This window comes from Photobacterium carnosum, assembly GCF_002849605.1.
In the GTDB taxonomy this organism is placed as follows: domain Bacteria; phylum Pseudomonadota; class Gammaproteobacteria; order Enterobacterales; family Vibrionaceae; genus Photobacterium; species Photobacterium carnosum.
In genome coordinates this window covers 43662-67234 of record NZ_NPIB01000011.1, presented here as the reverse complement: position 1 = coordinate 67234, position 23573 = coordinate 43662, and the positions used below count along the sequence as shown (strand labels likewise).

Annotated in this window: 12 protein-coding genes and 1 tRNA gene; 12 read left to right on the top strand and 1 reads right to left on the bottom strand. The window is 38.0% G+C overall.

Annotated elements, in window-relative coordinates; translation table 11 throughout:
* The first annotated feature begins 267 nt into the window (after positions 1 to 267).
* From CIK00_RS10610 to CIK00_RS10590, 5 genes are all read left to right on the top strand, one after another.
* Positions 268 to 750, top strand: a complete 483-nt coding sequence (locus CIK00_RS10610; RefSeq protein ID WP_101768840.1) for a DUF11 domain-containing protein — start codon at positions 268 to 270, stop codon at positions 748 to 750.
* 88 nt (positions 751 to 838) lie between these two features.
* Positions 839 to 4105, top strand: a complete 3267-nt coding sequence (locus tag CIK00_RS10605) for a beta strand repeat-containing protein (RefSeq protein ID WP_233426554.1) — start codon at positions 839 to 841, stop codon at positions 4103 to 4105.
* Between the two features lie 142 nt (positions 4106 to 4247).
* Positions 4248 to 10841, top strand: coding sequence for a DUF11 domain-containing protein (locus CIK00_RS10600; RefSeq protein ID WP_101768839.1), 6594 nt, complete (start codon positions 4248 to 4250; stop codon positions 10839 to 10841).
* Between the two features lie 17 nt (positions 10842 to 10858).
* On the top strand, positions 10859 to 11380 hold the full coding sequence (locus CIK00_RS10595; protein ID WP_101768838.1) for an OmpA family protein: 522 nt from the start codon (positions 10859 to 10861) through the stop codon (positions 11378 to 11380).
* A gap of 17 nt (positions 11381 to 11397) precedes the next feature.
* Complete coding sequence (locus CIK00_RS10590) at positions 11398 to 14157, top strand: hypothetical protein (RefSeq protein ID WP_101768837.1); 2760 nt, start codon at positions 11398 to 11400, stop codon at positions 14155 to 14157.
* A 120-nt stretch (positions 14158 to 14277) separates the two neighbouring features.
* Here CIK00_RS10590 and CIK00_RS10585 read toward each other — a convergent pair whose 3' ends face one another.
* On the bottom strand, positions 14278 to 15399 hold the full coding sequence (locus CIK00_RS10585; RefSeq protein ID WP_101768836.1) for a tetratricopeptide repeat protein: 1122 nt from the start codon (positions 15397 to 15399) through the stop codon (positions 14278 to 14280).
* A gap of 62 nt (positions 15400 to 15461) precedes the next feature.
* On the opposite strand from CIK00_RS10585, the gene CIK00_RS10580 reads away from it, so the two are divergent.
* The 7 genes from CIK00_RS10580 to CIK00_RS10555 all read left to right on the top strand — a co-directional run bounded on the left by CIK00_RS10580 (position 15462) and on the right by CIK00_RS10555 (position 23573).
* Positions 15462 to 16064 (top strand): hypothetical protein, encoded by a 603-nt coding sequence (locus CIK00_RS10580; protein ID WP_101768835.1) that lies wholly within the window; start codon positions 15462 to 15464, stop codon positions 16062 to 16064.
* Between the two features lie 205 nt (positions 16065 to 16269).
* Positions 16270 to 16361, top strand: a tRNA-Sec gene (locus CIK00_RS21315).
* A 100-nt stretch (positions 16362 to 16461) separates the two neighbouring features.
* The gene (gene selA, locus CIK00_RS10575) at positions 16462 to 17871 is read left to right on the top strand and encodes an L-seryl-tRNA(Sec) selenium transferase (RefSeq protein ID WP_233426553.1); all 1410 of its coding nucleotides are present in this window, start codon (positions 16462 to 16464) and stop codon (positions 17869 to 17871) included.
* Positions 17871 to 19712, top strand: a complete 1842-nt coding sequence (gene selB / locus CIK00_RS10570) for a selenocysteine-specific translation elongation factor (RefSeq protein ID WP_101768833.1) — start codon at positions 17871 to 17873, stop codon at positions 19710 to 19712. The genes selA and selB overlap by 1 nt, the downstream gene beginning before the upstream one ends.
* Positions 19713 to 20077: 365 nt before the next feature.
* The gene (locus tag CIK00_RS10565) at positions 20078 to 20692 is read left to right on the top strand and encodes a 4Fe-4S dicluster domain-containing protein (RefSeq protein WP_101768832.1); all 615 of its coding nucleotides are present in this window, start codon (positions 20078 to 20080) and stop codon (positions 20690 to 20692) included.
* Positions 20689 to 22620: a proton-conducting transporter transmembrane domain-containing protein gene (locus CIK00_RS10560; protein WP_101768831.1), complete on the top strand. Its 1932-nt coding sequence runs from the start codon at positions 20689 to 20691 to the stop codon at positions 22618 to 22620. The genes CIK00_RS10565 and CIK00_RS10560 overlap by 4 nt, the downstream gene beginning before the upstream one ends.
* Positions 22620 to 23573 (top strand): respiratory chain complex I subunit 1 family protein, encoded by a 954-nt coding sequence (locus CIK00_RS10555; protein ID WP_101768830.1) that lies wholly within the window; start codon positions 22620 to 22622, stop codon positions 23571 to 23573. Before CIK00_RS10560 ends, CIK00_RS10555 begins: the two co-directional genes overlap by 1 nt.

Genomic DNA, 23573 nt, shown 5'->3' with positions numbered 1-23573 from the left:
TATAATTTCTAATTTGTGTAATACACGTTATAGCATATTGGCTATTTTAAAAATGTCATCCCATGATTCTATGGCTATAACATTAGGTTTTTAGGTTTAATTTCGCATTTAAATAATGATTCGCAAAATTACAATTAATTATCCATTTTGCTTTTTAAATAAACACATGTAATTAACTCATTGTTTTTTAATGGTGTAAAAGTTTTTATTATTGGCATGCTTATCGCATTAGTTATATTTCACGGATCATAAAGGATGAGGTGTAATATGAAAAATTTATTATTGATAGTGATTGGCTGTTTGATGATGTCTTTTTCTGTTTATGCGGAAGATGACAACTTACTAGTAAGTAAAATGGATGCATATATAGTTGAAGTAAATAAGAAAGGAGAGGAAAAATTAGTAAAAGCAGAAAATGCCGTACCTAAAGATAAAATTGAATATAAGTTAACCTACACAAATAATAGTGAAAAGCCTTTGAATGGCTTAATTATCACAGGACCTATTCCTGAGAATACTTTTTATATTGCTAATACAAGTAGCACAAAAATTAAATCGAATTTTTTAGTTAGTATTGATGGAGGAAAAACATTTGAAAAAGAGCCAGTGAAGCGCGAAATAATGAAGGATGGAAAAAAAGTTGAAGTTATTATTCCACCTGAAAAATATACCGCCGTTCGCTGGATACCATTAACAGCTATTAATGCTAAGGAAAAACAAGTTTTTGCTTATCGCATCGAAGTTAAATAAACGTTAAGTAAATGTACCGCCCTGCGATTTTGCAAGGGTATTTATACACATCGTAATTAAATTAATGACCTTAAAAGGTAACCACTTTATGAATACGCATTTAAAACCTATCAGTGTATGGGTTGCGGCGGGGCTCATAACGGTAGGTGCAGGTTTACTATCTAGCCAAGCCCTTGCAGCTACTGCCGCCGGAACTGATATTAAAAACTTAGCAACAGTAACCTATGAAGATGAGTCAGGAAATAGTTATACCGCAACATCTAATGAAGCGGTTGTAACTGTAGCTCAGATTTATAGTGCAACGATTGAGCAGGATCTCAATACTACTGGCTCTCCAGGTCAAACGGTATATTTACCTCATGTATTAACCAATACAGGTAATGGTGCAGATACTTATACATTGACATTTGCGCAGAATCTTCCTGGAACTGATACGCGAGGAACAGATACGATTGATGCGACAACATTGAAGCTCTTCAATGATGCAAATAACAATGGTCAGCCAGATGCGGGGGAAACTGAGTTTACTTCTGGTGATACCGTTACCTTAAATGCTGGTGAGCAAATGAACTTAATGCTTGCAGCAGCAGTGCCTACAACGGCTGTTCCTGGTGATACATTAGGTGTGACATTAGAAGCAGAAGCACATGATGGTACACCATCTCCTGTTGATGGTTCTGTCACTGATATTGGTGATAACAATGATGTCTTACCTGATACTAATGCATCATTAATTACGGTTACTAATGACGCTGTTGTTAATATCACTAAATCAGCCACTCATTTAGAGAATGTTGGTACGGAAGCCGCTTTAGGTATTGATTTAGATGGTGATGGTGGTACAGATCGAGAGTTGAGTTTAATTCGTTATACAGTAACTGTTTCAAATACCGGTAATACAGACGCTAAAGATGTGACTATTTTTGATGGTATTCCGGAAGGAACGGTATATGTCGCGAGTAGTACTGGTGGATTGTATGATGCATCAAGTAGCGGTTTGTTAACGGTTAATGGTGATACGCCTATTGATTTTGCTGCTAATTTAGTTGATGAATCTACACATGGTGTTGATTTAGACCAAGATACCAATGTGGATATTGCAGAAAGTGGAATTGATGGCGGCTTAGATCTTAACAGTAACGGTAATACAACGGATACCGCAGTACCTGGTGTATATGCTATAGATAGTCAATTAGCTTCTAATACAACCATTTCAATGACTTTTTATGTAGCGTATTCTCCTGAAACAACGATGGGTGATACTGACATTGGTAATGTTGCTTATTCATGTTCAGATCTTAATGGGGATGGACTCTTTGATGGCCCTGGCGAGTGTAATGATCCAGATCCTACAACTGCGGGTCCTGATCCATCAAATCCGACCACAACAACCACGACGACTACCTCCGGTGTAGTTATCATTGATACTGGTACTGAAACTGGAACATCAGGTGGTGGTGATGCTGATGGTTCTGAGAATAGTATTCAGGAAGTAGATTCTGCTGCTGCTGGTAGTGAAGTGTTCTTCTATAACAAGATCATTAATAACGGTAATACAACCGATAGTTTTGATCTTTCAACGGTAAATATTAGCTTCCCAGCAGGAACTACGTTTGAATATTGGAATACTGATGGCACAGCGCAACTAGTTGATACTAATGGTAATGTGACGCCAGATAGTGGTCCTGTTGATCCTTCAACATGTATCGATGCCGCTGTAACTATTGATGGTATTACTGTCAATTGTAATGAGACATTGTTCCGTGTTGTTGCCAAACTACCATCAGATGCTGCTAATTCGCCAACACCATTTGAAGCAACAACAACCGCAACATCTTACAATGATGCAACCCAAATAAGCAGTAAAAAAGAGCGTTTAGTCGCTATTACTGCGCCTACCGTTGATATTGCAAATACGCCAATTACGACTATTGACCCTACAGTCGATGTCGATCCAGTGCTTCTTGCTGGTGGTGTCCTTACCAGTGCGGATGTGGCAACTGTATTTAATGATCAACCATTAGGTTCAACAGTTGTAGCGCCTATTTATATTGCGAATGAAGGTGGTAGTTCAGATTCATTCCTATTAAGTGCTGAAGGTAGTTATAACGGTACAAGTTGGGAAACCGCATTACCAACTGGTTGGAGTGTTGTATTCAAGCATAATGGTATTGATATTGATGCTGATGGCGTCGTAGATATTGCCGCAACGGGTAATGTTATTACATCGACACCAACTATTCCTGCCGGTGCGGTATTGTGGGTTAACGCTGAAATTACTATTCCATCAGATCCCACTCAAGCTCTAGCTGATAGTGATCAAACAGCAGCCATTGATACTAATAGTGATAATGACAAGGATTACATTATCTCACTTGTTGCTAAATCAACGGCATCTGGCGCGGATAACCGTAAGGTTGAAGCATTTGATGTCGCAACTGATGCAAGTATTGATATTACGCCTGCGTCATTAAGCAACCAAATCGAACCAGGTGGTAGTGTTACTTATGACCATACTTTAGGTAATAATGGTAATACAACTGAAACCGTTGATTTAAGTTCAGGCAATAATATGACTGGATTTAATAATACAATTACGGTTGATACCGATGGTAATGGTACGCCTGATACTGAAGTAGGTAACTTATGTGATACCCCTGTAACGACGCCAATTATTGTGCAGCAAGCGGATGGTTCTACTGTAAATGTAGAAGTTACGTGTGATGCAACCGATGGCTCAGATACAGTTCCAACACTAACGTTAGAACCTGGTGAAACCATTCCAATGGAAGTCACTGTATTTGCACCAACAGATGCAACATCTGGTACTAATAACCTAACAACAATTACTGCTGTATCAACAACAGATCCAACAGTGACTGCTCAAGGTCAAGATAATTCAGAAGTTGTTAAAGGTCAGGTTCGTCTTTATAAGTATGCTGATTTAGATACTGGTTGTACTGGTGTTGCTGATACAGATAAGACGTTCTTGAAGCAACAAACAACAAAGGTTAAGCCTGAAGAATGTGTTGTTTGGAAACTGATTGCCGTCAATGAAGGTACATCTGATGCGCTAAATACGGTTATTACTGACCAATTAACTGAGTACTCTCAATTTCATGCGGGTGGTAGCTTGGTAAGTTGTCGTAATACAACAGATTCAGGTACTGTAGTTGCACAAGCTGCGACCACATATCCTTTAGCATCTGATGATTTAGGCCCTTTATGTAATCCAAGTAGTACTACAGGTACTGATGTTACTGGTGTGGTAAGTGGTAACACAGTTACCTTTACTGTAGGAACACTTGTTCCTGGTGACAAAGCTGTTGGTCACTTTGTAGTAAAAATTGATTAAAAGTAAATATAACCTAGCCCTCCCTACCTCGTAGGGGGGCTTATTGAGCTTATTTTAAATATATATTTGAAATTAATTAAACCAAGTAAGTTCAATAAGCCTATATCCATATCTTTGAATTATTAGCCTTTGGAGAATGCTTATGGCCCTCTTAGATGTAATAACTAAAATGAAGTACCTCATTGTTTTTATATTATTAAGTGTGAGTTCAACAGTTTTTGGGTTAACTAATGCTGGTACAAAAATAATGAATCAGGCCATCATGACTTATTTTGACTCAACGACGGGTGAGAATATTCGAGTGCTTTCGAATATATCCCATATTAAAGTTGAAAAAGTATATGATGTTTCATTATCGCCTGATACATCGGGAGATAATAAGACAGAAAAAAATGTTTCACCTGGTTCTATTGTTAGTATTCCTCATACAGTAACTAATACTGGTAATATTAAAGATAGCTATATTATTAATGTTAATAATCTAACTGATGATAATGGAGATCTTACATCACCGAGTGCAGACAATATAAAAATATATTTTGATACTAATGGTAATGGTATTCATGATCCCGGTGAGCCAGAGCTTAATAAAAATAGTGATGATGAATATATTAGTGGTCAACTAAGACCTGGTGAATCTATTAATATTGTTTATATTGTTGAACTTCCAACCATAGATAAAAACAATGATTTTTATGAGCTTGATACGGTTGTTACCTCTGTAAGTGAACCTTCAGTTGTAAAAATAAGTACCACTAAACTTATTGTGATTAATGGACCTCTCGTTAATTTAACCATTGAAAATTCCCCGCTTTGTCAACAACAGATTACTTCATTATCTGAAATTGATTTTAGAGTAAATTACACAAGTATTGGTCGTACAAAACCAGAATCAGCAGCACAACCCTATAATATTTTTATTCAATCTAAAACAACGGGTTCACAAGTTCAAGTTAGCCATACTGGTGTATTAATATCAGTGAAGCTGCCTGCTAATATCTCTCTTTTACAAGATAAAGTTATTAATGGTCAGCCATCGAAAGATTTTTCACCAATAACACTCGTCTCTCCTGAAAATAATTTTGATGGTGGTGTGGTATTAGTTGGTATTAATAATAATTTTGTTTTCGAGCAAGATGACCATAATTTAGATTGGTATGAATATAGCTCTTGGGATGGTTTAGGTAATGTGGAAAAAATAGGGTTTCTCGTTAAACCTGATTATATGAAACCGAATACGTCTGGACATTTCTCTTATTATGCACAAGTTAATGATGTGCGAGGAACTGTTCCATTTAAAATATTTAGTAAAGCAGAAGTTAATTTATCAGCATTAGATAAGAACATTTCAAAAAGTAGTAAAATATGTAATACCTTAGTTGGTAAAGAAGAAGATAATTTAATTGATTTTGAACTTCTCGATAATTCGGTATTAGATCCAAATAGTCAATTTACAATTTTATATAGTAATGATGAACATTTTATCCCCACAAATTTTTATTATCACTCAAGTTCAACTGGATTTGATCTCAAATTTGATGGTGTTCATGCTCAAATTATCCTTCCTCAAGGAAATGAACATGCATCAACCATTGATATTATTGGTCCAGCATCGTCTAATTATCCTGTAACGTTGCGTTCTACCCAGGGTGATTACTTTAATTGGATTTTTGCAGAAACAGGACCTAATACGGGTATTTTTAGAAGTGTTATTCCTGTGCATGCAGTATCACCAAAGGATAATTACATCCGTCCAGGTGGTAACCACTGCTTAGACGATATTTCAATTCCATGGCGTACTGGTGAAATCAACCGCTCTGCATTATTATCTAATATTGATAAGACTATTAATTTCAAAGGTTTTGGTCTTAATGGTTCAACTGCGGATAATTGTGAAATTCAATCAAATCCTAATGATGAATTGGTGATTGAGGTATTTGACCCTCAAAATGGTAATAAGATAATCCTGACTGATTTAGCTTATATTAGTCCTCAATTTGTTGTTTTTGATGCAACAAACTTCAATGGCGTACAGAATGCGATCGTAAAATTTTATCAAACGAAAAATAATATAGCACCAACGGCAAAAGTACGAGTACCAAATGTTGATGGCTTAGTCCCTGTTGCTGAAGTGATATCAGATGTTGATGGTCGGGTGTTATTTCCTAAATTAGCCCCAATTGATGGAAATCAATATTATATTTCGGTTGAGCCACCACAAACACATGTATGGCCATCAGTTTATACCACATTAGATAATTTTAATATTTATAACGTTACCCCAATGTCATATGGACCATATGGTAATCAAGGCATTGAAAATTCAGGCTTATTCCCTATTACGGTGAGAGATCGGGTTGATACGTTTGATATACCGCTAGATCCTAAAAGTCTAGATCGTAGATTAACCATTCAAAAAGATGCAGATAAAGATAACGCAGAAATTGGTAGCTTCGTTAAATATTCAGTAACCATTAAAAATAATTTACCGAACAGTCAATTATTTAATGCGCAAGTTTATGACTCAATGCCATATGGTTTTAAATATATGGAAGGCAGTACTCGATTAAATGATCAGCCATATAAAGATCCAGTACGTATTGATACTTATACTCATCGTTTTGATATCGGAACATTAAATGGAAGTACGCAACCGCCAGAAAATGGAACTTATCAATTAACCTATGTTCTTCAATTAACGGCAGGAGCAGTGGATTCTGATGGGATTAATTCTGTTTATGTCAATGCAGCAACCTTTGGTGGCAATAATGAGTCTCGTATAACGTCTAATGTCGATAAATATCAAGTTAAAGTTACTCAAACGGGCGTGATGTCAGACCGCGGAATTATTTTTGGTAAGGTTTTTGTTGATGCACAATGCAACGACATTATGAAAAATCAAATGTGGCCAATTGGTGGCGTTAAAATATATTTAGAAACAGGTGATTATGTTATCACTGATGAAAATGGTCAATATTCAATGTTTGGTGTTAAGCCTGGTAATCATGTTATGAAGGTTGACAAACAAACACTGCCTTTAGGGATTGAATTAGAATCGATAGATACGCGTAATGCAGGAAAAGGTGATTCTCGATTTGTTGATATGAGACGCGGTGAAATGCATCGGGCAGACTTTGTCGCGCCATGTCCGACAGAAAATCAAGACGCTGTTTATCAAGAATTAAAAGAGAGAAATACTAATATTAATGGTGATTGGCTCTTTAAAACAGCAGAAAATTTCAAAGGGTTGCAATATGATGCCAAACCCAAAGCATTAAAATCGGAAGAATTGCAGTCTGGTGTTATTAGTGGTCCTTCAACAAGGTCGGATAATTCTTCTAAAATGACAGCATCTGGATCTATTTCTTCTTTGACCGTTTTTAAAGGTTATGCGTTAGCGTCACGTAAAGGTAGCACCGAAGATCTTACGAGTATGATCAAGTTATATCCAAAATCAGTACAAGATGAGGCTTATATTTATCCTGGAACTGATAATTTATCCTCAATTCGTTTTGGTTTTAGTGATTCACAAGACAAGCTTAAAGAGTTAAGGACTGCTTTATCGCTTTATAAAATCAAAACTGAAATAGTGCCAACTGCATATAATAATATTCCTAAAGAAGCCAAGTTTAGAATTGATAATATTCTGCAAGATGTTATTCCACTGCCTGAAAGTGAAGCTAAAAACATTACCCGTGCAGAAGCTGAATCTGGTGCATGGTATTGGCCAACTAATGATTATAGCTATGACGGACGTTTTATTGTTGTAATTAGAGGTGACGTAGAACCAACATTGTATGTTAATGGTCAGGTGATCAGTATTGATCAGTTAGGCGAACGTATTATCAATAAGCGTGAAAATGCTCAGATTGTTGGTTGGTATGGTGTGCCTTTAGAAGATGGTGACAATGTTGTTGAAATTAAAACGATTGATCCATTTGGTAATGAACGTCTAGTTTTAGGCAAAACGTTCTCTCATCCTAAGTCTGCAAAACGTATTAGTGTTGTTGCTGATGGTGACGTATTACGTGCCGATGGTGGGCGTTCTGTTATTCCAGTTATTATTAAACTGTATGATGAAAATAATAATTTGGCGCGAGGTACTTATTTTGTAACGCTAAATACAGATCAAGGTGATACTTGGTTAGATCCTGATATTCAAGAGAATGAAACAGGTCATCAGGTTCGTGTTATTAATGGTGAAAAAACTGTTTATTTACGTAGTACTGAAAATACGGGGCAAGTTAATATTCAAGCCTCAGTCGAAGATTTCTCTGACAAAATAAAGCTTTATCAAATTGCTGCTAAACGTCCATTATTCGTCTCCGGTATTTTAAATTATACCGGACGCTATGGCCGCTTTAGTGGAGAGCAACCACCGGCTCAATTAGATGGTTATGAAAATAAAAGTTATAGCTATGATGAAAGAGCCGCTGCCTTTATTAAAGGTAATATTAAAGGTGGTATGCATTTAACCTTAAGTTATGACAGTGATAAGTCTGATGAAGAATTTTATCGCGAAATATCACCTGATAGTTATTACCCAATCCCAGGTGATGCGAGTATAAAAGGCTATGATGCCCGTAGTACCAGTAAGCTTTATGTGAAGCTTGAGAAAGAACGTCATTTTGCAATGTGGGGTGATTATAGTACTGCCGATGGAACTGACGAGTCTGATATTGGTCGTACGAGCCAGATTCTTAATGGCTTTAATAGCATGTATAACGATGGCAAATTAACCGGCCAATTATATGGTGCTCGTCCAGAAGATTTACATAAAGTTGTTGAGTTTAATGGTAATGGTACTGCGATGTTTTATAGCATCGGAGATACCCGTATTGTTCGTCATTCAGATACGGTAACGTTAGTTACTTATGATAGAGATAATGCAGGCTTGGTATTAAGTCAGCAACCATTAGCGCGTTATATTGATTATACGATTGATTATTTTACGGGTGATATGCGTTTCAATCGTGTTATTCCAACTTATGACGCTGATCTTAATCCTATTAAAGTAAGAGTTGCTTATGATGTTGATGGTGATGGTGATGCTTATACAGTAGCAGGGGCAAGGCTTTCTTATTTATTTACCCCTTATTTGATTTCCGGTATTAGCTATGAATATAACGATAATGATGTTGAAGGTTATGATATCGGTAGTCTTTGGGTTAATTATGATTTTGATAGTAAAACGCAAGTAACCGCTTCTGTTGCGACGATGTCCCATAAAGGAAATGAAAGTGCTGATACGTTAACAACAGCAACAGACACAAGTAATAAAATTAAAGATGGTATGGCTTATAAACTTCGAATTAATCGTGATTGGAATGCCCAAGCAGCCACTGAACTTGAATATGTTTATGCTGAAGAAGGATTTACTAATACAACTGGCGGTGTAACCCCTGCACGTCAAGAGCTTCGTCTTCGTCATCGTCAGAAATTGACAGGATTAATGAATTTAAACATTGAAGCTAGCCATTCTGAATCCCTTGTACATACCGAAAAACAACAGACCATTGGTGCAACGGTAGATACTAAGATCTTAGGATCTCAGTGGACAACCCGCTTAGGTTCTCGTTATATAAAAAATGAAACGGAAACCGATTCTGAGGAATATACCACAGCGATAGTTGGCCTTGGCCGCACATTTAGTTTATGGGGGCGTCCTGGTCGGTTAGATACTGAATATGAACAGAGTTTTGGTCATGATAGTAAGCGTCGTTTTAACGTAAAAGCTGATTGGAAAGTACATAAGCAAGCCAGTATCTATACTCAGTATGAGTATATTGATTCTCTTAGTGGTATTAGTAATTTAGGCAGTGGTTCAACAAGTCTATTTACAGCTGGTATCGATGTTGATTGGCTTCATGGTGGCAGTACCTTTAATGAGTTTAGACAAAGAGGTGCATCTGATGGTCGTAGTCTTGAATTAGCAAATGGTTATCGTGGTCGCTTTGAAGTAATACCGGGTATCAGTGTTGATCCTGCAATTGAATATGTTGAAGTCATTGAAGGTGAAGGGACGTCAGGTGTTGCAGTATCTCTAGGTTTAGCTGATATACGTAATCCAAATTATAAAACCACAGGTCGCATAGAGTACCGCCATGGTGAATCTGAAGATTATTATGGAGTATTGGGCGCTTGGGTAACACGTTTGAGTCAGGATTGGAGTGGGCTTGTACGTGAAGAATATCGTTATATTGATAAAGAAAATGCGCAAAATACATGGAGTAATCATTTCAGTTTAGGTTTTGCTTATCGCCCGAGATTAAGCAATCGTTACCATATGTTAGGTGCTTATGAGTGGAAAACTGAGCGTAATGATAGTACCCGTACCGCACATATTTTCTCAACCCATCAGAATTACCAATTATCGCCAGATTGGACAATATCTGGACGCGTTGGCTTGAAGTGGGAAGATTTTACTGAATATGAACAAGACTATGATTCAGTAGCAACCATTATTGATGGTCGTGCTATTTATTATATTAATCGACGTTGGGATGTTGATGTACACGGCGGAATGTTAGGTACTGATTGGTTTGATAGTCGTCGTTATTCATTTGGTGTCGGTTTGAACTATCTTGTTATGAAAAATCTACGTGCAGGTATTGGTTATAACGTAATTGGTTTTGACGATGATGACCTTGATCCGCAAGGATATAACTTACAAGGCTTTTATTTTGAAATGATGTTTAAGCTTGATGAAGACTTGTTTGGTTGGTTAAGTGAATAGTGGCGAGGAATGTAATCATGAAATTATTAACAACTTCTTTAGTTCTTTTAAGTATCGGTATTTCAGGCTGTGTTTCTAATCAAGCTATTTATGCTGACTATGGTGATCTTGCTTGTGGACAGACGACAACAGTTGTTGGAGGCCATTATTGGCCAGCGGTTGTCAATTTTGATTTTGATAATAAATTATTAGGTAAAGAGCAACAGCAAGAACTCGATCAAGCGGCACAATTATTGAAAGCGAATCCTACATTAAATATTGCTGTAATCGGCTCTGCTGATTATTCAGGAAAAGCGGATTATAACGATCAATTAGCGAAAGCAAGAGCGGTTGTTGTTGCTAATTATTTACAACAGCAAGGGATATCTTCTCATCGAATAGTAACGTTAGGTACTGGATCGAGAGAACCTTTTATTATATCCAATAACAAAACAGACAACCGAGTAAATCGCCGTACACAACTTATTCTTTTAGGTGCAGATTTTAATCCGGTTAGCATGCAATACAATTCAGTGGCTAGTCATTCTAGTGCACAATAGGGAAGGGGGAGCGTCATATGAATGTCTTCAAGGGAATCGTCAAAATAGGTATAACCGTTATTGCTAGTACCAGCTTTGCTGTCATGGCTTTAACTGAATCTGGTACAGTGATTAAAAATCAAGCGGGTGCAACGTATCGGGATAGTGCCAATATTTTACGTAGCACAACATCTAATTTAGTAGAGACCCTTGTTCAGCCAGTAGCGGCACTTACTTTAATTAACGATCAATCTAAGTTAGGTGCCCCTGGTCGAACAGTGACGTTCAATCATGTACTTACTAATACGGGTAATAGTACAGACTCTTTCGCTCTTGATGTTGTTTTACCTGCCTCTGTTATTAGTGCTGCAACTATTTATCCAGATGAAAATAATGATGGTGTTGCTGATGCTGGCTCATCACCAATTTCTTCAGGATCAGTGATAGGTCCATTAGCGCCAGGTGAAAGTTTTGAATTTGTTATTGTGGCGGATATTGATGCTGCTGCGACAATTAATGTATCGGATGCGCTAATGGTGACTGCAACCAGCCAAGCGGTTGCTGTTAATGGTACTTCTGTTGCAAATGGCAGTGTGGGAATACAGACAAATACTGATACTGTAACCGCAACGAATTTACCGATTGTTGAAATATCAAAAGCATTAAGTGCCAATATCGGTGCATCACCAAGTGGGCCGCATACAGTAACATTTACGTATGCCAATGTGGGTCTCACCGATATGGATCCATTACAAACTAACGGTGTTATTTTAAATGATGTTCTACCTGAAGGTATGCGATTTAATGGTGCAGTATCTTGGAGCTTATCGGGTACAATAATAACGGCTTCAGGTACAACTATTGGAGGGAATGAAACTTCAGGTGATCAAGATTTAGCCTTTACAACCTGTATTGCACCTAATGCTTCTTGTCCCAATAATGATGAAATTCAGTTTGTTATGGATGGTTTAGCGGCTGACGAATCTGCAACGATAACATTTGAAGTGAATATAGATTCAGGCCTTTCTGCAACAACATTGTATAACCAAGGTATTTATGGTTTTGATGAAGATAATAACGGTACCGTTGATACTGGTGAGTTAGTTTCAACAAACACTAATAGAGTACCATTTTTAATTACGTCTAATTATGCGGTTATTGCTAACAATGGTGGTTGTGACGTTGGTACTGATAATAATTGTGATGCACTTGATGACACAAATAATGAGATTGTTGAGATAGCATCCGCTTCGCAAGGTGCGCGAGTCAGTTTTACCAATTATATTTGGAATACGGGTAATGACGAAGATATTTTTAATATTACGATTGAATCGTCAACATTTCCGAGTGGCACCAGTTTTTTCTTGTATAAAAGTGATGGTGTAACCCCATTAATTGATACGGATAATGACAGTAATCCTGATACGGGTATTATTCCTGCTGTTGGCGAAACATGCCCATCATATTTAGTGACTGATAGTAATGGTGTGTGTGGATATAAAGTTATACTGATTGCAACACTTCCTGCTTCTGCCATTGGTGGTCCATACCAAACGGTTAAACGTGCAAGATCGTCAAACGATACCTCAAAAACAAATACTGTTATTGATCGGTTGGGTGAAATCGTCGCGAGTACGGTTGATTTAACTAATAATCTGAGAGCAGAAACAGGGTTAACCGTTGAAGATAACTGTGATGCTGTTGAAGATGATTGTGGTTATGGTGCGGGTCCTGAAGCGGCGGCAGTGACAACTAATACCGCACAACCTGGTGCAACAACTCGGTTTACGTTATATGTCACTAATAAGTCAGGCGCAGCTGAAAGCTATGAGTTGCAATACAGTGGCTCAAATTTTGCGGTCAATACCATGCCTGCTGATTGGACTGTCGTGTTTAAAAATGCTGAGAATGAAGTCATTACCAATATTCCAGTATTAGGTCCTGATAATGCGGTCGTTGTTTATGCGGATGTAACGGTTCCCGTAGATGCAGAATCTGCCACTCAAGATATTTATTTTAAAGTGTTTTCTCCAACGACAAACGCAGAAGATATTAAACATGATGCGGTTATGGTTGATAATAGTAATCAATGTCTCGCCTTTGGTCCTCCTAATTCAAATGGGGTGACTTTTGCAGGAGGGAGCATTGTTTATAAACATATATTAAATAATCTCAGTAATGATGAGTTCTTAAATATAGTGCTTACTGTTGCTAATTCAAATGCTGGTTTTTCTACTGTTATTTATGAAGATACTGATAATGATAATGTACTGACAGGGGCTGATAATGCGATAACGTCAGTGGCTTCTCTTGCTGGTGGTGCGCAGAAAGTTTTATTTATAAAGGTTCTTGTACCAGCGAATACCCCACAGGGAACGGATAACATTACAACCGTTGAAACTATTGTTAGCTGTGGAACATTACAAGTGATTGATACAACAACCGTTGCTAATACGAATATGAAGGTAACTAAAGAACAGACACCTGATTTAAATTGTGATGGGCTATCAGATACTAATGTTTATGTTACTACAAACTTCGCTATAGCACCTGGACAGTGCATTATGTATCGATTAACAACAGAAAATATTGCAATTGAAGAAGCTCGTAATGTGACCTTAACTGATGCCACACCTGCCTATACAACATTTAATGTTATAGGAACGTTACCCAACATATCTGAAGGGACAATAAATACGATTACTAATGGTTCTACAGGGGCAATTATAGGAACGATTGGAAGTGTCGCACCTGGTGAATCAGAGGAATTGATTTTCGGTATTCGTATTGATAACTAGTTATCGTTTACTTGTAGCGGCAATGCTTGCTTGATGTTATATCAAGCAAGTTTTTTTTATGAATAAGAAAAAGCCCAATATATATTATTGGGCTTTTTAATTGTAAATAATTTAAAGAAATCATTTATTTTCTTTAAGAAGTTCTTTAGCTCGATTGTTACCATTCTTTGCTGATTTTATTAACCAGTATTCAGCTTTCTCGATAGAAACATCGACGCCATCTCCATTAATGTAAATACTGGCTAAATTATACATTGCTCTATTATTCCCTTGTGAGGCTGAACGTTTATACCAATAAATAGCTTTATTAAAATCTTGCTCAATAAGGCTACCTTTATCGTATAATTTTGCCAATTCAAAACTTGCGGCTGGATATCCATTTTTATCAGCTGATTTTAATTGGCTAATCGCAATGTTCAGATCATTTTCAATTAATTCTAAATTTTCCATACTCAATGTTGCTAAATCAAATAAAGCTTTTGGATTATTGTCTTTAGCTGCAATGTTGAGATGTTTAAAGCTTTTTTCTTTATCAACTTCGATATCATAGAGTCCTCGACGATAGATATCACCTAAAACGAGATGAGAATACGGATGATTTTTTTGAGCTGATTGTTGTAATAAACGAATAGCTTGTGGGGTGTTTTTGTTTAATTCTAGATATGAAATAGCCAATAAATAATTTGAATATTCATTATTGGTATTATCATTTTTACTTAAAGTATTAATCACATTCTGATATTTTTCTTGTATAAAATATAAATAGCCTAATGAGTAAGATGATGGATCGTGCTGATTCTTAACATTAATGAGTAAGTGTGACTCGGCTTCTGTATAGTTAGTATTGCCACCTCTTCCATCAATAAGCATTAAAGCGTAGTAATAACGAGCAAGAAGATGATCTTTATTTGCAGCTTTCTTATAGAGTGAACGCGCTTTAGTTTCTGATTTTGTGACGAGTTCTCCTTCTTCATATAAGGCGGCTAAATAAATCATGGCATCAGGGTCATCTTCAGCCATGAATTCTATTTTTTTTATTTCATTATTCTTTTCTTGGTTAGATGTTTCTGCATTTTCAATATTTAATATTGATTGAGATAATGGTGAGAGTGTTTGTAGTGCTTTATTTTTTGAAATAGATGTCAGTTTATTTAATTCAGGCTCATTTAATCGATTCGATTCATTATTTTCTGTCGCACATCCACAAAGTATTATTAAAGTTGATACGATCATTTTTTTCATTATTGCTTTCTCCTATCCCTGTACTATTGTTAATTTTAGAACATAACTTAAAGGGATGTATTATGCGTGCAATATTTATTTTTATATTAACAATGTTGTTAACATCGTGTGCTTCTAGCAATTTAACATCATCTTGGGTTGATAGAACATATTCAAATTTTCCGATTACAAGCTCATTAGTTGTTGCAATGTCAGATAACTTACGAGTTAGACGAATATTTGAAGATGATATGGTAAAAGAATTACAAAAGAAGGGGGTTAATGCAATTTCAAGCTCTCAAATATATCCAGATAAATTACCATCAAAAGCAGATTTATCGAGTTATATTAAGAAAAATAGTACCCAAACAGTATTTGTTGCTAAGTTAGTTAATATCGAAGATAAAAACATTCGTTATCCAGGTAATAATAATAGCTATGGTTATGGCGGCAGTATGTCTTTTCATAATTACTATAATAGTTCTTATAGCTATATTTATGATGATAGCTATACCGTATCGTACGAGTTTGTTAATGTTGAATTTACATTATTTGATACTCAAAGTCATAAACCAATTTGGTCAACATCATCAGAGTCGATTGATCCTAATAATATGAATGAGATTATTGCTGAATTGACACATATTTTAATTGGAAATATGCAAGATAATGGTGTTGTAAGATAACGCTATTATTATCAATGTATTTTATTGTTTGAGCCTTACAGTAATGTAGGGCTTTTTTACGCTAATAATAACGAAATTTAACTTTTGTATGATGAAATAATACACATCGTGGTAAATTCCTTATTGGTATATCGGTATTTGTACTACAAATTGATGTAAATCAAATAACGACGATGATAGTTACATTATGATGCACAAGAATCTCGGAATGAGATGAGGTCTGGTGGCCTTCTCGGTCTTCAAAACCGATGTGAGCTGTATAAGCTTTGGTAGGTTCAATTCCTGCCTCTTCCGCCATTTTTCGCGCGTTTAAATGGTTCCTCTGTCACTCATTACTTTTCCTGTTTAAGGTTAGGGTATGAGTGCTGTTGTCTGCAATTCAGCCAAGGAACTTACCGTGACGACAATAACATCGCCAGCATTACCTTCTTCATCACTCGCTTCAACCGTTAATTATCGTTTACCTCAAATTGAACAACTCCTTCAACATTCAGATTTAGCCGATTATGTGCGCTTATTAAGTCGACCTGTTGTGACAAATACACTGCGTCAACTTTTTGCGTCGATTCGTCAGCATCCGGATTTTAAAACCCAAGGTGTTAATGATCTCGATATCATGGCATTAGTGCTTGATAGTTGTCGTCAGTTATATCGTCGTCGCCAACAACGAGTAATCAATGCAACGGGTATTGCTGTACACACTAATCTTGGTCGTTCACCCATTGATGAGCAAATTTGGGACAGTGTTAAAGCCGTTAACGTTGGCTATAACAACCTTGAATTAAAATTAAGTGATGGCAAACGCGGTGATCGTAATGGTTTATTACCGACCTTGATTCAGAGCTGGATTGGCGCTGAAGATTGTGTGGTCGTGAACAATAATGCAGCGTCAGTGTATTTAGTGTTACATGCGTTAGCGGCGGGTAAAGAAGTTATTGTGTCTCGCGGTGAGCAAGTACAAATTGGTGGTGGTTTTCGAATTCCTGATATTTTAGCCCTTTCTGGGTGCAAACTTGTTGAAGTGGGAACAACCAATATCACCACCAGTGATGACTATATTAATGCGATCACTGAAAATACTGCGATGGTCTTAATGGTGCATCAGTCTAATTTTTCTATGCAGGGGTTCACTGAATCACCTGATATTCAGGATGTAGCTGAACGTTTACCTGAACATGTTTCATTGGTGATCGATCAAGGCTCTGGTTTATCGTCTGAACAATACGCTCAAAGTGAAGTGTCATTACCGCGCTATTTACAAATGGGTGTTGATTTAGTGTGTTTTTCGGGTGATAAAATCATTGGTGGACCGCAAGCGGGTATTATTGCTGGGTGTTCAAAATTGTGCCAACAATTAGCCAAAAACCCGATGATGCGAACTTTCCGTCCGGGGAGAATTGTTTTATCAATGCTTGAGCAATTATTAATTCAGAAACTAAATCGAGATCCTGCTGGTTTTGGTGTCGCGCAACAGGCATTAGATCGCGCCAAGGTTAGTCAATCGCTAGCGCAACAGTGGTCTCAGCGCTGGAAGTCTTATGCTCAAGCAGTGCCCCTTGTAATGCAAGTGGGTGGTGGCGCGATCCCTAGTGAAACCTATCCTTGTTATGGTCTAAAACTGACCTTGCCGGGTAAAGCACAAGCACATTTAGATGCGCTACGTGATTTGCCAACCCCCATTATTGGTTATGTTAATAGTAATCAGTTGCTATTAAATGTCGCGACCTTATTAGATAGCGATCATACTGTCTTTATTGCCCAACTTGACGATTATATTCAATCTTATACCCATGGTGAGGCTAAATAATGGCGGCAATACCCACACAATATCAAGCAGTGGTTGGCCTTGCTGGACATGTTGACCATGGTAAAACTGCATTAATTGAAGCGTTAACGGGTATGCTCACCGCGCGTCCTCATGAGCAGCAATTAGGTATGACTCAAGATTTAGGTTTTGCCCATTTTCAAGATGATAATGGCAATACTATTGGCGTGGTTGATGTGCCGGGGCATGAACGTTATTTGCGTAATATGGTCGCAGGTGTGTGGCATTTAAATGTGTTGTTATTAGTGGTGGCGGCCGATGAAGGTTGGATGCCCATGACCACGTCACACCTTGATGTTGCGCATGCGATGGGAATTGAAGATATCGTTGTTTGTATTAATAAACGCGATAAAGTCAATGCTGATCAACTAGCTGAAATAGAAGATCAAGTGTTAGAACAGGTTATGGAACGTAGCGGGTTGTTACCTGAAATCGTGACTGTATCTGCATTGAAAAAAGATAACATTGAAGCATTACGTCAGCTTTTAATTGATACCGTACAAGTTAATATTGCGCGCCATAAAATCATTGCTCCAGTAAACAGCGATGATAATACCGTGGTTGAGCCCGCGACTGATCCTCTTATGTATATTGATCGGGTGTTTGTTGTTAACGGAATTGGTACGGTGCTAACGGGCACACTTGCACAAGGGCAATTAGCGATTGGCGATAAAGTACGTTGTCATCCATCAAACCTTGTCGGGACAGTACGATCTATTCAAGCTTATCATCAGCAATTAACTACGGTATCTGCAACATGCCGTGTCGCGGTGAATGTTAAAGGTGTAGGTCGTAAAGATATTGGTAGAGGTCATTTTATCACAGGTGTTAATCAACAGATTACTTTGCGTGATCAATGTATTGTGCGATTAACGAAAACCGCAGTTAAGTTAAAAGTTAAAAAACAACGCCAAGTCGAAGTGGCGATGGGAACGTGGCATGGCACGGCGCGTTTGAGCTACATTCCCAACACTGAGCTTGCACGATTAGTATTTGAAAAGCCAATGCCATTATTATTTGGACAACGATTGGCGATGATCCAAAAAGGCGGCAGTGGTTTACAACATGGTGCAGAAGTGGTGTGGAGTGATTATATTTTTGGCTATCAAAAACGCCGCTTATACGATGTACTCAATAATTTACCACAACACTTACAGCCTGAATCGCAAAGACAGATGTTATTAGTGCTACAAGGTTATTTTGAATGTTATGAGGCTGATTTTAAACCAACGGAACAACAAACATTCATTGCACCATTTTGTTTTGATAACCAATGGATAGCAGATATATCGCAACAGCTTGAAACATTATTAGGTGCTGGTATTTCTATGGCATCAGCTGAATTATGTAGTCGATTACGGATCAATGATGCTGTAATTGAACTGATCATGCAGCGTTTAAAACAGCAACAGAAAGTGCATTTAAGTTATGGTAAATGGTGTGTTGGGCAAGGTGATAATGAAGATGATCTACCTCAAGATGCGCTTGATATATTGTATCAAATTCGTCAGTTTGGCAAAGCAGGGCTTGAGCTAAATAAAGTCAAAATTGTAGGTGGTAAAAAGTGGTTACGCCAATTAAGTCATCAAAAATACATTACCGCTCTTGATGAGAATATCTATTTTGATATGGGGGTGTATTTAGATCTTGTGAAAGCAGTGATTGCAGATCATCAACCCCATGATCGTATTACCATGACTGATATTAAAGATCGTACCGATCTCAGTCGTAAATATTCTATTCCGCTAGCGAACCGCATGGAAAAAGATGGTTGGGTTAAACGTGATGATGATGAACGCATTATTTTAAAAGCATGGGATTAACCGATAACGGTAGATGTAGGCGAATAAGCAACGTTGTTAACACCATGCAGCATCCTATTTAGAGTAGTAATAACGGCCCTTTACTTATGTGAAATATAGGTAGAGGGCTTTTTTGTATGGCACTTTTTCTAATATAAACATCGCTCTTCAAGATGATGGTTCGACACTTGACTGTCGAAGTATGTCGACGTGCCCGTGTCGAAGCTATCGCCGACGGCACCACAATCAATATATTGTCATCTCGGAAAGTATTTTTTTACTATTATGTTTTTTTAAGTTTTTGATATAAATCATATTATATTTAATATGCTTGTATGGCACATTTCTTGCTTTAATAGGTTTTTTTGCGATTGACTAGGTAGACAATGAAAAGCTTTGTAATTGCAGATCCTGAGAAGTGTATTGGTTGCGGCACCTGCATGGCAGCATGTTCGACAGTACATAAACAACAAGGACTGCAAAGCCATCCCCGCCTAACCGTGGTTAAATTAGATAATGCCACCGCGCCTGTGATGTGTCGTCATTGTGAAGATGCACCTTGTGCCACTGTATGTCCAGTACAAGCGATCACCAAGCAACAAGATCGCGTCATGCTTAACGAAACATTATGCGTAGGTTGTACTTTATGCGCTGTTGCTTGTCCTTTTGGTGCAATCGCTTTTGATGGTAGCCGACCTATTGCAATGGCAAATAGTTACGATACTTATATCCCTTCAACTATTCGTTCAAGTAACCCTTCAACTTCGATTCCAAGCACATTTGGTCAAGATATTCTTGCTTGGGAACCGGGAGTAAAAAGCATTGCTGTTAAATGTGATTTGTGTGGTTTCCGTGAACAAGGACCCGCTTGTGCTGAAGTATGTCCAACTCAAGCAATTGTGTTAATCGATGAGGTTAATATTGCTAAAGCACGTGATATTAAACGTGAATGTGCGGCAGATAGTTCAGCGTCAGCCAAAGGTGGAGCAGTAACACGATGAGTCCATTAGTTTTAGTTTGTTTTGCTTTAATCAGTTATGCCGTGGCTGCGATTTTATCGTATCAAGGGCGTAAACATGAGCAAGAAAGTTTACGCCTTGCGGGTGTGATCAGTGCGTTTGGTGGCTTGTTTGGCATCATTGCGGGTGTTAGCACCATAGTAAGTGGTTACGATACTGCGGATGCGACTGCCGCAATGAGTCATTGGTTTAGTATGGATATGCTATCAGCACTGATGGTGGTGGTTATATCTGTGGTCACCATGGCAGCGTCTGTTTATTCAATTAACTACCTTGAAGAGTACTATGGCAAAGGCGGTTGGAAGGTTAATATCCTGTTCAATATTTTTGCTGCAGCGATGACAGCCATTGTGGTGTCAGCCAATGTAATGATCTTTATTGTCTTTATGGAGATCATTTCACTGGCTTCTTGGTTAATTGTTACTAGTGATGGTAGTGCGAAAAGTAAAAAAGCGGGTTTGCAATATTTTATTGCAGATCATGCCGCTAGCTTTTTAGTTGTAGTGGCATTTATGATTGTTGCCTCTCATGCTAATAACTATCAATTTAGCGCTATCATGCATAACCCTGTTACTGGGGCAATGGCATCATTAGTGTTCTTATTAGCATTGGTTGGTTTTGGTATTAAAGCAGCAGGTATTGGCTTACATGGCTGGTTACCTAAAGCTTATCCCATTGCACCGTCATATTGTTCAACCTTAATTTCTTGTGTAATGGTTAAGATCGGCATCTACGGTATTTTGAAGTTTGCGATTTTATTTCTTGGCGCAACCCAATTATGGTGGGGCTTCTTAGTGCTAATTTTCGGTGCAGTGTCTTCTGTGCTTGGCGTAATGTACGCACTAGCAGAACATGATATCAAACGATTATTGGCATATCACACTATTGAAAACATCGGCATCATTTTAATCGGTGTAGGTGTAAGCATGATTGGTATTGCTTCGCATCATCCAGTATTGGCATTGCTTGGTTTGTTAGGTGGTTTATATCACTTACTAAACCACGCGGTGTTCAAAGGCCTGTTATGTTTAGGCTCTGGTTCAATGGTGTTCCGTATGCATACCAAAGACATGGATGACATGGGCGGTTTGGCGAAAACAATGCCTAAAACAGCCGCAGCATTTTTGATTGGTACGTTAGCAATTTGTGCATTGCCACCATTAAATGGTTTTGTCTCAGAATGGTTTATTTACCAATCGTTATTTAGCCTGGGTAAAGTCGGTACGGTTGCAAACTTAGTCTTTGGTCCATTTGGTATGGTAATGCTCGCCTTTACCGGTGCATTAGCATGTATGTGTTTTGTGAAGGTATACGGTATTTGTTTTACTGGCGCACCTAAAACAGAACGCGCTGCTAATACCCGTGAAGTGGGTCCTGCAATGATCACCGCAACAACATCACTGGCAATATTATGTATTGTGCTAGGTGTGTGTGCGCCATGGATTGCACCTTACTTCTCATCAATTGCGTCTTCAATGTTAAATATGGCACCGTTAACGGTTGCTCATGGTTTAACGGTTTACCCTGCGGTTGCTGATCAAGCGATCCTTTCAACACCTGTAATCGCCATTGCACTGGCACTATTAACGTTAGTACCTGCTGCATTACTTTACGCTTTTCGTCAACGTCGTCTTCCGCGTCGTCATCAAGGTGATCCTTGGGCTTGTGGTTACCAATACGAACAACGTATGACGGTTTCTGCTGCAAGTATTACTCGTCCGATGCGTAATATGTTTGGTTTTATTTATAACAACCGCCAAGCATCATTGACTGAGCGTTTTGTATTGCCTTATTTAAGTGAAGGTGGTGAAAATCCAACGCTGGATAGTCGTAAAGTGTGTCGATTCTGCATTATTGCCGTGGTGGTTGTAGTGTTGTTCGTTCCTCTCATTTCAGGAGTTAGTCTCTAATGTCCCCACTTGAAATGCCAACAGCGGGTTGGATTGTTTTAGCGATTGTCCAAGCCATTTTAATGCTGATGTTAGCGCCACTGGCAACGGGGTTTTCTCGCGTTATTCGCGCTAAAATTCATTCTCGTCAAGGGCCTGGTGTATTACAAGATTACCGTGATATTGCCAAATTATTACGTCGTCAATCGGTAGCGCCTGCAAACTCTGGTTTTATTTTTTGGATAATGCCATGGGTACTTGTTGTGACAATGCTATTAATTGGTATGGCATTACCTACCGTTACTCAAGTGTCACCGTTTCCAATTTCGGGCGACATTATTACCGATATTTACTTGTTAGCGATTTTTCGTTTCTTTTTCGCATTATCAGGTATTGACTCAAACAGCATGTTTGCAGGTATTGGTAGTAGTCGAGAACTAACGCTGGGTATCTTAGTTGAACCAATTCTAATTCTTGCGATTGTGGTGGTTGCGTTAAGTGTCGGTACGACTGACTTAGGTTATATCAGTCACGCACTAGCGAATAACCATTGGCAGCATCCATTAACCGTTGTTCTTGCGGGTCTTGTGTGTGCCTTTGCATTGTTTATCGAAATGGGCAAAGTGCCGTTTGATGGTGCAGAAGCAGAACAAGAGCTTCAAGAAGGTCCAGTGACAGAATATTCAGGTTCTGCATTGGCGATGGTAAAACTGGGTTTAGGTTTAAAACAGCTTGTTGTTGCACAGTTATTCCTTGCGATTTTCATTCCTTGGGGTAAAGCAAGTAGCTTGAGTTTTGGCGGCTTATTTTCAGCTTCCATCATTTTGCTAATTAAATTGTTTGTAGTGTTCTTGATTGCAGGTTTAGTTGAAAACACCATGGCGCGTGTACGTTTCACTCAGATCCATCGCACGATTTTCCCTGCTTTTTTGGTGGCTGTATTGGCACTAATATTTTTAATTTTTGGTTGGTAA

Coding starts and splice junctions, on each gene's coding strand:
- CIK00_RS10585 (WP_101768836.1), bottom strand. CDS start 15,399: ATGAAAAAAATGATCGTATCAACTTTAATAATACTTTGTGGATGTGCG.
- selB (WP_101768833.1), top strand. CDS start 17,871: ATGGCGGCAATACCCACACAATATCAAGCAGTGGTTGGCCTTGCTGGA.
- CIK00_RS10565 (WP_101768832.1), top strand. CDS start 20,078: ATGAAAAGCTTTGTAATTGCAGATCCTGAGAAGTGTATTGGTTGCGGC.
- CIK00_RS10590 (WP_101768837.1), top strand. CDS start 11,398: ATGAATGTCTTCAAGGGAATCGTCAAAATAGGTATAACCGTTATTGCT.
- CIK00_RS10600 (WP_101768839.1), top strand. CDS start 4,248: ATGGCCCTCTTAGATGTAATAACTAAAATGAAGTACCTCATTGTTTTT.
- CIK00_RS10610 (WP_101768840.1), top strand. CDS start 268: ATGAAAAATTTATTATTGATAGTGATTGGCTGTTTGATGATGTCTTTT.
- CIK00_RS10560 (WP_101768831.1), top strand. CDS start 20,689: ATGAGTCCATTAGTTTTAGTTTGTTTTGCTTTAATCAGTTATGCCGTG.
- CIK00_RS10595 (WP_101768838.1), top strand. CDS start 10,859: ATGAAATTATTAACAACTTCTTTAGTTCTTTTAAGTATCGGTATTTCA.
- CIK00_RS10555 (WP_101768830.1), top strand. CDS start 22,620: ATGTCCCCACTTGAAATGCCAACAGCGGGTTGGATTGTTTTAGCGATT.
- CIK00_RS10580 (WP_101768835.1), top strand. CDS start 15,462: ATGCGTGCAATATTTATTTTTATATTAACAATGTTGTTAACATCGTGT.
- CIK00_RS10605 (WP_233426554.1), top strand. CDS start 839: ATGAATACGCATTTAAAACCTATCAGTGTATGGGTTGCGGCGGGGCTC.